Below are 12193 nucleotides of genomic sequence, written 5' to 3' on the forward strand. Positions count from 1 at the left end.
ACTGGTCTACACCACCGTGGGGAGGGTCGCCAAACCCATGAGCGCCCAGAGCACGGCCGGCCCCGTCCGGGCCCGCTGGAACGGCCTGTTCCAGGGCCTGCAGAAGATGGGCCGCAGCCTCCAGCTGCCCATCGCCGTGCTGCCGGCGGCGGGCATCCTGAACCGGCTGGGCCAGCCCGATCTGTTCGGCGCGGACGGCCTGGGCTGGACGAACGTCTCCAAGGTGATGAGCGGGGCGGGCGGCGCGCTGCTGGACGGGCAGTTGGGACTGCCGCTGCTGTTCTGCGTGGGCGTCGCGATCGGCATGGCGAAGAAGGCGGACGGCTCGACGGCGCTGGCGGCGGTGACGGGTTTCCTCGTCTACTACGGCGTGCTGCGGCAGTTCCCCGAGGGGTGCCCGGCGGGCGCGAAGGTGATGACGACGGGCTGCCAGGCGGCCGACGGCACGGTGTCCGCGTTCACCTACCAGAACCCGGGGGTCTTCGGCGGCATCGTCATCGGCCTGCTGGCGGCCTTTTTCTGGGCCCGCTACCACCGCACCCGCCTGGTGGACTGGCTGGGCTTCTTCAACGGCCGCCGGCTGGTGCCGATCATCATGGCGTTCGCCGCGATCGTGTTCGCCGTGCTGTGCCTGCTGGTCTGGCCGGCCGTCGGGGGCGCCCTGGAGAGCCTCAGCGGGTGGCTGCGGGACGCGGGCGCGTGGGGCGCGGGCGTCTTCGGCGTCGCCAACCGGGCGCTGCTGGTGGTGGGCCTGCACCAGTTCCTCAACGTGCCGATCTGGTTCCAGTTCGGCAGCTACACCAAGCCCGACGGCACGGTGGTGCACGGCGACATCAACATGTTCCTCCAGGGCGATCCGCACGCCGGCCAGTTCACCTCGGGCTTCTTCCCGGTCATGATGTTCGCGCTGCCGGCCGCCGCGCTGGCGATCACGCACTGCGCGCGGCCCGAGCGGCGCAAGGAGACCGGGGGGCTGATGCTGTCGGTGGCGCTGACCTCGTTCGTGACCGGCATCACCGAGCCGCTGGAGTACTCGTTCCTGTTCGTCGCGCCCGCCCTGTACGCGGTGCACGCCGTGCTCACGGGGGTGTCGATGGCGGTGACCTGGGCGCTCGGGGTGCACGACGGGTTCAGCTTCTCGGCGGGACTGATCGACTATGTGATCAACTGGAACCTGGCGACGAGACCGTGGGCGGTCATCCCGATCGGCCTCGCCCTGGCGGCGGTGTACTACGTCGTCTTCCGGGTCGCGATCACCCGGTTCGACCTGCGGACACCGGGGCGGGAGCCGGCGGAGGAGGTGGAGGACGTCACCAAGGTCTGAGCCCGCGTCACCCGGGGCCCGAGGCGCACAGCGCGTAGCGTTGCGGTCGCGGAATCACGGGTTCCTTACGTCCCCTTCATCGTGCTACAACAGGTCTACACCACAGGTGGTGTAGACCAGAGACGCTGCCGTCCCCTTCCATGGTTCCCGGGCGGCGCCCTGCCCGATGGAGGAAGTATGACCACCGCCACCGAGTCGGCGGCCCCGGCTGCGAAGCCGGCGAAAAAGAGGGGCGCGGGCCTGCTCCAGGGCCTGCAGAAGGTCGGCCGCAGCCTGCAGCTCCCGATCGCCGTCCTGCCGGCCGCGGGCATCATGGTCCGCCTCGGCCAGGACGACATCTTCGGCAAGGACGGCCTCGGCTGGGACAAGGTCGCGACCGTCTTCAACGCCGCCGGCGGCGCCATCACCGGCAGCCTGCCCATCCTGTTCTGCATCGGCGTGGCCATCGGCTTCGCCAAGAAGGCGGACGGTTCGACCGCGCTCGCCGCGCTGGTCGGCTTCCTCGTCTACAGCAAGGTGCTGCAGGCCTTCCCGGTGACCGAGGAGCACATCGAGAAGGGCAAGATCGTCGCCGCGACGTACAACGACCCCGGGGTGCTCGGCGGCATCATCATGGGTCTGCTCGCGGCCGTGATGTGGCAGCGGTTCCACCGCACCAAGCTGGTGGACTGGCTCGGCTTCTTCAACGGGCGCCGGCTGGTGCCGATCCTGATGGCCTTCGTCGGCACCCTGGTCGGCGTCCTCTTCAGCCTCGTCTGGGAGCCCATCGGCGACGGCATCACCCACTTCGGCGAGTGGATGACGGGCCTCGGCTCCGGCGGCGCGGCCCTGTTCGGCCTGGTCAACCGTGGCCTGATCCCGATCGGCATGCACCAGTTCGTGAACACGGTGGCGTGGTTCCAGCTCGGCGACTTCAAGAACGCCTCCGGTGACATGGTGCACGGCGACATCACCCGGTTCCTCGCCGGCGACCCGTCCGCGGGCCTGTTCCAGACCGGCTTCTTCCCGATCATGATGTTCGGTCTGCCGGCCGCCGCGATCGCCATCGCGCACTGCGCCCGCCCCGAGCGCCGCAAGGCCGTGATGGGCATGATGCTCTCCCTCGCGCTGACCTCCTTCGTGACCGGTGTGACCGAGCCGATCGAGTTCACCTTCATGTTCATCGCCCCGGTCCTCTACGTCATCCACGCGGTGCTGACGGCCGTGTCCATGGCGGTCACCTGGGGGCTGGGCGTCCACGCGGGCTTCAACTTCTCGGCCGGCGCGATCGACTACATACTGAACTGGAACCTGGCGACCAAGCCGTGGCTGGTCATCCCGGTCGGCCTGGTGTTCGCGGCGGTCTACTACGCGGTCTTCCGGTTCGCGATCGTCAAGTTCGACCTGAAGACCCCGGGCCGCGAGCCCGAGGAGGAGGTCGAGGACCTCACCAAGGCGTGAGCGAGGCCGGTACGGCATGAGGAAGGCCCCGGAAGCCCATGGCTCCGGGGCCTTTCGCGTGCCCGGCTGTCAGATCTCGTACGTCTGCCGCGGCGCGGCCAGCTCCACCGGCCCGGGGAACGCCTCGCGCGCGTGCCGCAGGTTGACCTGGGGGTCCGTCCACGGCGGGATGTGGGTGAGGAGCAGCCGGCGGGCGCCCGCGCGGGTCGCCGTCTCGCCCGCCTCGCGGCCGTTGAGGTGCAGGTCGGGGATGCTCTCCTTGCCGTGCGTGAATGCGGCCTCGCACAGGAACAGGTCGGTGTCCCGGGCCAGCTCGTCCAGCGCCTCGGTGACGCCCGTGTCGCCGGAGTACGTCAGGGACTTCCCGGCGTGCTCGACGCGGATGCCGTACGCCTCCACGGGGTGGCGGACCCGCTCGGTGTGCACGGTGAAGGGGCCGACCTCGAAGGTGGAGGGCTTCACCGTGTGGAAGTCGAAGACCTCGCTCATGGAGGAGGCCGAGGGGGTGTCCGCGTAGGCCGTGGTCAGGCGGTGTTCGGTGCCCTCGGGTCCGTAGACCGGGAGGGGGGCGCACCGGCCGCCCTCGTGGCGGTAGTAGCGCGCCACGAAATACGCGCACATGTCGATGCAGTGATCGGCGTGCAGATGGCTGAGGAAGATCGCGTCGAGGTCGTAGAGACCGCAGTGGCGCTGCAGCTCGCCCAGGGCGCCGTTGCCCATGTCGAGAAGCAGCCGGAAGCCGTCGGCCTCGACGAGGTAGCTCGAACAGGCCGATTCCGCGGACGGGAACGACCCCGAGCAGCCGACGACGGTGAGCTTCATGAAGCAGAAACCTCCGTTGGCGGAAGTGCGGTGGGCAGGATGGTGGAGCCACTCGGGACGAGGGGCTGTCGGGGGTCGTGCGGTTTGTCGAGCGTAAGGCGCGACGGGGCGGGTCGCTCCTCCGCCAGGGGCCGTTGTGGGCGAACTCACCTGTGCTGTCACCGGTTCGGCTGGACCAGGGGCGCACCGGGTTCCCCGGAGGGCGCGCGATGTGCGGCGCACGCCGGTAACGTCGTCGTATGGACACGTCCTGGTGGCTGGCGCTCGCGGCGGTGGTGCTGCTCGCACTGGTCGCCACGCTCGTCGACGGCTGGGGCCGCGGCCGCCGGCCCGCCGGGCGGCGCCTGCGGCCGCCGGGCCGGCCGGGCGCGCGGACCGGGCACGCGCCGCGGCCGTCGCCCGGGGACATCTGGTGGGCGCACGTCCCCTTCGAGGACCGGGCGGGGCACAAGGACCGGCCGTGCCTGGTGCTGGCCGTGCGCGGCGACCGGGCCACCGTCGCGAAGATCACCAGCAGGTACCGCGACGAGCGCAGCGGGGTGATCCCGCTGCCGCCCGGCGCGGTGGGCGACGCCCAGGGCCGTCCCAGCTTCCTGGAGACCGACGAGCTGCGCGAGGTCCCGGTGGACGGCTTCCGCCGCCGGGTGGGCGTGGTCGACCCGGTCCTGTGGGACCAGGTGCGGCACCTGGCGGGCTAGCCGATCCGCACGGTGACCGTCCACTCCTCGACGCCCTCGCAGGACACCCCCTCCGGCGCGGTGGGCTCGGGGCAGCGGGGGCGGGACGAGGCGAGCCGCACCGTGCCGGCGCCCACCGCGCGGTACGCGGCCGTGGCGTCGCCCGGCCGGAGGACGAACCCGGCGTTGACCTGCTCCAGCCCGGTGCCGCTCGCGGTGACCGGCTTCCAGGGGCGGGCCCTGGTGCCGTCCAGGGCGAGGCGGATCTCGCCGCCCTCGGCCACGCAGACGGTACGGCCGTGATCGGCGGCCGTCAGCTCCGCCGTCGTCCCGGCGGCGCAGCCGCCGGCGGAGCGGGCGGCCGACGGCGAAGCGGTGCGGGACGGCTCCCGGCCGTCGCTCCCGGTGTCCCGCTGGGAGCCGCAGCCGGCCAGGAGCAGCGCTGCCGCCGCGAGGGCGAGGGGCGTCGTACGGCGCATGGGGTCCGCCTTTCCGCAGGAGTACTGGTGCGGATGTGACGTGTCAGCGGCGCACGCGGATCCCCGCTACGCCCAGAGCTGTCCCTGGAGGGTCGCGATGGCCTCCTCGGTGGTGGCCGCCGTGTAGACGCCCGTGGACAGGTACTTCCAGCCGCCGTCGGCCACGACGAAGACGATGTCGGCGCTCTCCCCCGCCTTGACGGCCTTGTTCCCGACCCCGATCGCCGCGTGCAGGGCGGCGCCGGTGGAGACGCCCGCGAAGATGCCCTCCTGCTGGAGGAGTTCGCGGGTGCGGGTGACCGCGTCGGCCGAGCCGACCGAGAAGCGGGTGGTGAGGACGGAGGCGTCGTACAGCTCGGGGACGAAGCCCTCGTCGAGGTTGCGCAGGCCGTAGACCAGGTCGTCGTAGCGCGGTTCGGCGGCGACGATCCGCACGTCCGGCTTGTGCTCGCGCAGATAGCGGCCGACGCCCATCAGGGTGCCGGTGGTGCCGAGGCCCGCCACGAAGTGGGTGACGGAGGGCAGGTCGGCGAGGATCTCCGGGCCGGTGGTCGCGTAGTGGGCGCCCGCGTTGTCCGGGTTGCCGTACTGGTAGAGCATCACCCAGTCGGGGTGCTCGGCGGCCAGTTCCTTGGCCACCCGCACCGCGGTGTTGGAGCCGCCGGCGGCCGGCGAGGAGATGATCTCGGCGCCCCACATGCCGAGCAGGTCCCGGCGCTCCTGCGAGGTGTTCTCCGGCATCACGCACACCATCCGGTAGCCCTTGAGCTTGGCCGCCATGGCGAGGGAGATGCCGGTGTTGCCGGAGGTGGGTTCGAGGATCGTGCAGCCGGGGGTGAGCCGGCCGTCCTTCTCCGCCTGCTCGATCATGTGCAGGGCGGGGCGGTCCTTGACCGAGCCGGTGGGGTTGCGGTCCTCCAGCTTGGCCCAGATCCGCACGTCCGGGGACGGCGACAGCCGCGGCAGGCGCACCAGGGGGGTGTTGCCCACCGCGGCCAGCGGGGAGTCGTAGCGCATCGCTGTTCGGGAGCCGGTCAGCGCATGCCGCCGGCCACGGCCGGCAGGATCGTGACGTTGTCGCCGTCGGACAGCTTGGTCTGGATGCCGTCCAGGAAGCGGACGTCCTCGTCGTTCAGGTACACGTTGACGAAGCGGCGCAGCTGGTCGCCGTCCACGATGCGGGCCTGGATGCCGGCGTGCCGGGTCTCGAGGTCGGCGAACAGCTCGGCGAGGGTGTCACCGCTGCCCTCCACCGCCTTCTGGCCGTCGGTGTACTGGCGGAGGATGGTCGGGATGCGGACCTCGATGGCCATGACTCAGGGCTCCTGTCGGAAGGTGTCGTCGGTTCGGTCGGGCGCGCGGCGGCGGCCCGCCGCGGCGCGGGGCCGTACGGCGCCGGCGGGTGGATCAACTGAGGGCGCCGTTCAGCCTGCACAGGTCGACGTGCAGCCGCGCCACGAGCAGCGTGCCCGGCGCCCTGTCGGCCACGTCGAGAAGAACCATGGGCTCATCGTATCGATTCCCGGTCCGCCTCCCGGAGTGTGATTCCGCATGCCGGACGCATTCCGTCCGGTGGGCGAGATCAGTAGGCCGCCACGACCCTGACCTCCTCCTCGGTGACCTGGCCGTCCACGATCCGGAAGGAGCGGAACTGGAAGTCGCCGAGGCCGTCGGTGTCGGCGGTGGAGACCAGCACGTAGTGGGCGCCGGGTTCGTTGGCGTAGGAGATGTCGGTGCGCGAGGGGTAGGCCTCGGTGGCGGTGTGGGAGTGGTAGACGACCACCGGCTCCTCGTCGCGGTCGTCCATCTCGCGGTACAGCTTGAGCAGGTCGCCCGAGTCGAACTCGTAGAAGGTGGGCGACATCGCCGCGTTCAGCATGGGGATGAAGCGCTCGGGGCGGTCCGAGCCCGCCGGGCCCGCCACCACGCCGCACGCCTCGTCGGGGTGGTCCTTGCGCGCGTGGTCGACGATCCGGTCGTACAGGGCCTGGGTGATGGTCAGCATGGGGGTCAGGATAAGCAGAGGGCCGTCCTGTACCAGGTGGTGGTACGGGACGGCCCACATGCTGGACATCCTGAGCGGCGGCCGTCGGGGGCGCCACGAGTGCTCCCGGCGGCCGGACGTCCTTTCCGGGAGGTCCGGGTCCGGGTCAGCGCTTGTGGAAGGCCGCGGCCTCCGGGTTGCGGCGCCGGAGCACCAGGTAGGCGACGGCGAGGATGGCGCCCCACACCGGCGCGCAGTACAGCGAGACGCGGGCGTCCTTGTCGATGCCCATCAGCACGATCACCATGCCGATGAAGGCGAGCGCGACCAGGCTGGTCCACGGCGCACCCGGGGCGCGGAACTCCGAGCGGGGCAGCTCGCCGCGGTCGGCCTTGGCCCGGTAGCGGAGCTGGCAGATCAGGATGACGATCCACGCCCACATGCCGGAGATGGTCGCGAAGGACACCACGTAGTCGAACGCCTTGCCCGGCCACTGGTAGTTGATCCAGACGCCGACCAGCATCAGCGCGGCGGAGAACGTGGTGCCGACGAGCGGGGTACCGCTGGTCGTCAGCTTGGTGAACGCCTTGGGACCCTGGCTGTTGAGCGCCAGGTCGCGCAGCATGCGGCCGGTGGAGTACATACCGGAGTTGCAGGACGACAGCGCGGCGGTGAGCACGACGAAGTTGACGATGCCCGCGCCGGCCGGCAGGCCCATCCGCTCGAAGGCGACCACGAAGGGGCTGTTGCCCGCGCTGAAGCTGGTCCACGGCACGACCGAGAGGATCATGATCAGCGCGCCGACGTAGAAGACGGCGATGCGCCACGGCACGGTGTTGATCGCCTTGGGCAGCACGGTCTTGGGGTCCTTGGACTCGCCCGCGGTCACACCGACCAGCTCGACGGCGAGGAAGGCGAACATCACCATCTGCAGGGTCATCAGCGTGTCGCCGATGCCGTGCGGGAAGAAGCCGCCCTGGTTCCACAGGTGGGAGACGGAGGCGGTGTCACCGGCGTCGGAGAAGCCGATGGTGAGGATGCCGGCGCAGATCAGGATCATGCCGATGATGGCGGTGACCTTGACCATGGAGAACCAGAACTCCAGTTCGCCGAAGAGCTTCACGGAGATCAGGTTGGCGCCGTAGAGGACGACGGTGAAGACCAGGGCCGACAGCCACTGCGGGACGTCGAACCAGTACGTCATGTATTTAGCCGCGGCGGTGACCTCGGTGATGCCCGTGACCACCCAGAACAGCCAGTACGTCCATCCGGTCACGAAACCGGCGAACGGACCGATGAACTCGCGCGCGTAATCGGAGAACGAACCCGACACCGGGCGGTACATCAGCAGTTCGCCGAGCGCCCGCATGATCAGGAAGATGACAAGGCCCGCGACGGCGTACGCCAGGATGAGGCTGGGGCCGGCCTTGGAGATGCCCTTGCCCGCGCCGAGGAACAGGCCGGTGCCGATGGCACCGCCGATGGCGATCATCTGGATCTGCCGGGCACCGAGCCCGCGCTGATACCCCTCGCCGCCCTCGCTGCCCTCGCCCCGCACGGCCTCATTGCCGTCGTGATGCTGATCGACCTGCGCTGAGGTCATGGTGGTGCGCCTTTCTCCATAACGACCCGGGCCGGTCAACGGCCGCGGATCGGGTCTCGATCCCCCCGGATGAATGGAGCTGTTGCCTGGCCGACGGTCGTCGGCTCGGTGGCGCACCCGGCCGAACATGGGTGGTGTTCGCCGGGCGGTCGTGAAGATTTACCACGCGCGCAATACTGATCGCAGTGGGGCAGTGTGAGTCATGGCACAGACAAAAGCGGACAAAGATGGTCCGAAAGTGTCAAAAATGACCGTGAGGGTGATGGGATCGTTATTCGGAATTGAGCGTTCCCTGAGCGAACAGCGAACGGAACCAGCCAATCCGGGTCACGGCAGCAGGGTGGACACCAAGGTTTCCTGCAGCCCGCCCAGCCAGAGGTAGGCCAGCACCATGGGCTTGCGCGGGTCCTCCTCCGGCAGCCGGTAGAGCAGCTCCGTGTCGCCCTCGTCGATGATCTCCAGCCGGGCACCGATCGCCAGCCGCAGGTCGTTGAGGGCGCCGAGCCACTGCCGGGACTCCTCGGGGGACAGCTTCAGCACCGCCCCGCCCTCGCCGGCCGGGGCGAGCGCGTCCAGGGAGCGGATCACGCCGAGCGCGTTCTCCCGCTTGCCCGCGCGCAGGTCGTTCTCGGTGAAGCGGCGGAACTCGGCGGAGTGCGCCCGCCGTTCCTCGGCCTCGGCCGGCGAGGCCGGGGCCCGCTCCGGGTCGCCGTAGGCGTCGGGGAGGAGCCTGCGCAGCACCGGGTCGGCGGGCGGCTCGCTCGGGCCCTCGGCGAACAGCTCGGCGAGCGGGTCGTCCGGGGCGTCGGCGCCGGGCCCGGGGCCGATGAGCTCCAGGAGCTGGACGGCCAGCGACCGGATGATGGAGATCTCGACGTCGTCGAGGGCGACGGCCGCGCCGCCGCCGGGGAGCGGTTCGAAGTGTCCGGGCATCAGCGGCGTTTACTTCCGGTCCTGCTGGAGGGTGGCCCACAGACCGTAGCCGTGCATCGCCTGCACGTCGCGCTCCATCTCCTCGCGGCTCCCGCTGGAGACGACCGCCCGGCCCTTGTGGTGGACGTCGAGCATGAGCTTGGTGGCCTTGTCCTTGGAGTAGCCGAAGTACGACTGGAAGACGTAGGTCACGTAGCTCATGAGATTGACCGGGTCGTTGTGGACGAGGGTGACCCAGGGGACGTCGGGCTCGGCTACGGGGGAACTCTCCTCCGCCGACGCGGGGCGTTCGATCTCTACGGGCGCGGGTGACGTCACATGGCCCATGCTGCCACGCCCTCCACAAATCGTCACACCGACGAAAAGGGAGTACGATTCCCCGACATGAACACAGCGGACCTTGGGCTGCCGGTGGACGTTCCCTCGACGGCGCTCTTCACGGACCAGTACGAGCTGACGATGCTGCGCGCCGCGCTGAAGGCCGGTACGGCCGAACGGCGGAGCGTGTTCGAGGTCTTCACCCGGAGGCTGCCGGACGGGCGCCGCTACGGCGTCGTGGCCGGGACGGGGCGCGTCCTGGACGCGGTGGAGAACTTCCGCTTCGACGCGGGCGTCCTCGGCTTCCTGCGCGAGCGCCGGATCGTCGACGAGGAGACCCTGGCGTGGCTCGCCGGCTACCGCTTCGGCGGCGACATATGGGGCTACCCCGAGGGCGAGGTGTACTTCCCCGGCTCGCCGATCCTGCGGGTCGAGGGCAGCTTCGCCGAGTGCGTCCTGCTGGAGACGGTGATCCTGTCCATCCTCAACCACGACTCCGCGATCGCCGCCGCCGCCTCCCGGATGGCCTCCGCCGCCGGTGACCGGCCGCTGATCGAGATGGGCGCCCGGCGCACCCACGAGCTGGCCGCGGTGGCCGCCGCCCGCGCCGCCTACGTCGGCGGCTTCGCCACCACCTCCGACCTCGCGGCCGGGTTCCGCTACGGCATCCCCACCGTCGGCACCTCGGCGCACGCCTTCACCCTGCTGCACGACCGCGAGCGGGACGCCTTCCAGGCCCAGGTGGAGACCCTCGGCCGGGGCACCACCCTGCTGGTGGACACCTACGACGTCGCCGAGGCCGTCCGTACGGCGGTGGAGGTGGCCGGCCCCGAGCTGGGCGCGGTCCGCATCGACTCCGGCGACCTGCTGCTGGTGGCCCACCGGGTGCGGCAGCAGCTGGACGAGCTGGGCGCGACCGACACGAAGATCATCGTGACCTCCGACCTGGACGAGTACGCCATCGCCTCGCTGGCCGCCGCGCCCGTGGACGCCTACGGCGTGGGCACCCAGCTGGTGACGGGCTCCGGGCACCCCACCAGCTCCATGGTGTACAAGCTGGTCGCCCGCGCTGGCTCCGCCGACCCGAAGGCGCCGCTGGTGCCGGTCGCGAAGAAGTCCAGCGGCGGCAAGATGTCGATCGGGGGCCGCAAGTGGGCGGCGCGCCGGCTGGACGCGGACGGGACCGCCGAGGCCGAGGTCGTGGGCACCGGGCCGGTGCCGCCCGAGCTGGCCGGCCGGCAGCTGCTGGTGCCGCTGGTGCGCGGCGGGACGGTGGTCGCCCGGGAGCCGCTGGACGTGACCCGGGAGCGGCACATCGCGGCCCGGGCGAATCTTCCGCTGTCCGCGACCCAGCTCTCGCGCGGGGAACCCGTCATCCCGACGGAGTATGTCCACGGGCGCCCGGGTAGCTAACAGCGCGACCGCCGTCCGCCCCCTCTCACACCTCCCGCACGGGCCCGGAAGTCTCTAGGCTCGGTTACTTCACTCTCAGTCGGAGGACACCCACCATGCGCCGCGCCTTGATCGTCGTAGACGTGCAGAACGACTTCTGCGAGGGGGGCAGCCTCGCGGTGGCCGGAGGGGCGGACGTGGCCGCCGCCGTGACCGAGCTGATCGGGGAGGCGGCGGGCACGGGGTACCGGCACGTGGTGGCCACCCGTGACCACCACATCGCGCCCGGCGGCCACTTCGCGGACGACCCCGACTACGTCCGCTCCTGGCCCGCGCACTGCGTCGCCGGCACGGAGGGCGTGGGCTTCCACCCGAACTTCGCCCCCGCGGTCGCCTCCGGCGCGGTGGACGCCGTGTTCGACAAGGGGGCGTACGCGGCGGCGTACAGCGGCTTCGAGGGCGCGGACGAGAACGGCGTGTCCCTGGCCGCCTGGCTCCGCTCCCGGGAGATCACGGAGGTGGACGTGGTGGGCATCGCCACGGACCACTGCGTACGCGCCACCGCCCTGGACGCCGCGCGGGAGGGCTTTCGCACCCAGGTCCTCCTGGACCTCACGGCCGGGGTGGCCGCGGAGACGACCGAGCGGGCCCTGGAGGAGCTGCGGGCCGCGGGGGTCGAGCTGACGGGCAAGCCGGTGGTCGGCGGATAGAAGGGGGCCGCCCCACCCCGCGAGCGGCCTCGTCCCACGAGCCGCCTCACCCCACGAGCCGCCTCACCCCGCGAACCGCCTCACCCCACCGTCACCGGCCCCCGGAGCAGCGCCCGGATGGGGTGCCACAGCTCTGTCGCCAGGACGCCGTCGGCCGCGGGGGCCGTGCGCCAGACCAGGCCGTCGGGGTGGTGCAGGACCGCCGTGACCTCGTCCGGCGTCGGAGGCTCGGCGTTGCCCCGCAGGTACACCGCCCGCAGGCCCAGGTTCCGGAGCCGGGTGAGGGCGCGTGCGCGGTTGCCGGCGTGCACCAGCACCCGCACGCGGGCGGAGCCGTACGGCAGGTTCAGCGCCACCACCACCGCGCCGTTCGGCAGCGTGCAGAAGCCTCCAGCGGCCATGCGGTCACATCCCCGTTCCGGTCGGTGTCAATAAGCGGTCCACAGGACGCACCTAAACACGATCGGCGGCAACCCGCCAGAGGGGTTGCCGCCGATACGCTACTGACCTG

Annotated in this window: 15 protein-coding genes; 5 read left to right on the forward strand and 10 right to left on the reverse strand. The window is 71.1% G+C overall.

The features are described from left to right. Positions 1–37 precede the first annotated feature (37 nt). Together ACZ4W9_RS17925 and ACZ4W9_RS17930 are read left to right on the forward strand one after the other, a co-directional pair. Positions 38–1324, forward strand: coding sequence for a PTS transporter subunit EIIC (locus tag ACZ4W9_RS17925; protein WP_467936687.1), 1287 nt, complete (start codon positions 38–40; stop codon positions 1322–1324). Positions 1325–1501: 177 nt separating this feature from the next. Next, on the forward strand, positions 1502–2764 hold the full coding sequence (locus tag ACZ4W9_RS17930) for a PTS transporter subunit EIIC (protein ID WP_467936689.1): 1263 nt from the start codon (positions 1502–1504) through the stop codon (positions 2762–2764). 69 nt (positions 2765–2833) lie between these two features. On the opposite strand, the gene ACZ4W9_RS17935 is transcribed toward ACZ4W9_RS17930, so the two are convergent. Next, a complete protein-coding gene (locus tag ACZ4W9_RS17935; RefSeq protein ID WP_467936691.1) occupies positions 2834–3586 on the reverse strand; it encodes an MBL fold metallo-hydrolase in 753 nt (250 codons plus the stop codon). Positions 3587–3825: 239 nt separating this feature from the next. Between ACZ4W9_RS17935 and ACZ4W9_RS17940 the strand changes: the two genes are divergently transcribed. Beyond that, positions 3826–4284, forward strand: coding sequence for a type II toxin-antitoxin system PemK/MazF family toxin (locus ACZ4W9_RS17940; protein WP_467936693.1), 459 nt, complete (start codon positions 3826–3828; stop codon positions 4282–4284). Here ACZ4W9_RS17940 and ACZ4W9_RS17945 read toward each other — a convergent pair. From ACZ4W9_RS17945 to clpS, 8 genes are all read right to left on the reverse strand, one after another. Beyond that, a complete protein-coding gene (locus tag ACZ4W9_RS17945) occupies positions 4281–4742 on the reverse strand; it encodes a hypothetical protein (RefSeq protein WP_467936695.1) in 462 nt (153 codons plus the stop codon). The genes ACZ4W9_RS17940 and ACZ4W9_RS17945 overlap by 4 nt on opposite strands. Before the next feature lie 66 nt (positions 4743–4808). After that, on the reverse strand, positions 4809–5759 hold the full coding sequence (locus tag ACZ4W9_RS17950) for a PLP-dependent cysteine synthase family protein (RefSeq protein ID WP_249491652.1): 951 nt from the start codon (positions 5757–5759) through the stop codon (positions 4809–4811). A gap of 17 nt (positions 5760–5776) precedes the next feature. Then, a complete protein-coding gene (locus ACZ4W9_RS17955; RefSeq protein WP_318203304.1) occupies positions 5777–6055 on the reverse strand; it encodes a MoaD/ThiS family protein in 279 nt (92 codons plus the stop codon). A 94-nt stretch (positions 6056–6149) separates the two neighbouring features. Further along, a complete protein-coding gene (locus ACZ4W9_RS17960; RefSeq protein WP_467936697.1) occupies positions 6150–6245 on the reverse strand; it encodes a putative leader peptide in 96 nt (31 codons plus the stop codon). Positions 6246–6324: 79 nt separating this feature from the next. Beyond that, positions 6325–6747: a M67 family metallopeptidase gene (locus tag ACZ4W9_RS17965; protein ID WP_467936699.1), complete on the reverse strand. Its 423-nt coding sequence runs from the start codon at positions 6745–6747 to the stop codon at positions 6325–6327. A gap of 145 nt (positions 6748–6892) precedes the next feature. Next, positions 6893–8329: an amino acid permease gene (locus ACZ4W9_RS17970; protein WP_467936701.1), complete on the reverse strand. Its 1437-nt coding sequence runs from the start codon at positions 8327–8329 to the stop codon at positions 6893–6895. Between the two features lie 327 nt (positions 8330–8656). Further along, positions 8657–9262 carry a DUF2017 domain-containing protein gene (locus ACZ4W9_RS17975; protein WP_467936703.1) on the reverse strand — a complete coding sequence of 202 codons (606 nt, stop codon included), beginning with the start codon at positions 9260–9262 and terminating at the stop codon, positions 8657–8659. A 9-nt stretch (positions 9263–9271) separates the two neighbouring features. Beyond that, on the reverse strand, positions 9272–9589 hold the full coding sequence (clpS, locus tag ACZ4W9_RS17980) for an ATP-dependent Clp protease adapter ClpS (protein ID WP_467936705.1): 318 nt from the start codon (positions 9587–9589) through the stop codon (positions 9272–9274). Between the two features lie 57 nt (positions 9590–9646). Here clpS and ACZ4W9_RS17985 point away from each other — a divergent pair, with 57 nt between their 5' ends. Continuing rightward, positions 9647–10993, forward strand: a complete 1347-nt coding sequence (locus ACZ4W9_RS17985) for a nicotinate phosphoribosyltransferase (protein ID WP_467936707.1) — start codon at positions 9647–9649, stop codon at positions 10991–10993. Positions 10994–11088: 95 nt separating this feature from the next. Then, positions 11089–11682, forward strand: coding sequence for an isochorismatase family protein (locus ACZ4W9_RS17990; RefSeq protein WP_467936709.1), 594 nt, complete (start codon positions 11089–11091; stop codon positions 11680–11682). Positions 11683–11762: 80 nt separating this feature from the next. On the opposite strand, the gene ACZ4W9_RS17995 is transcribed toward ACZ4W9_RS17990, so the two are convergent. Continuing rightward, positions 11763–12083 (reverse strand): hypothetical protein, encoded by a 321-nt coding sequence (locus ACZ4W9_RS17995; RefSeq protein WP_467936711.1) that lies wholly within the window; start codon positions 12081–12083, stop codon positions 11763–11765. Between the last annotated feature and the right edge of the window lie 110 nt (positions 12084–12193).

Source organism: Streptomyces sp. NPDC029296 (genome assembly GCF_055569255.1).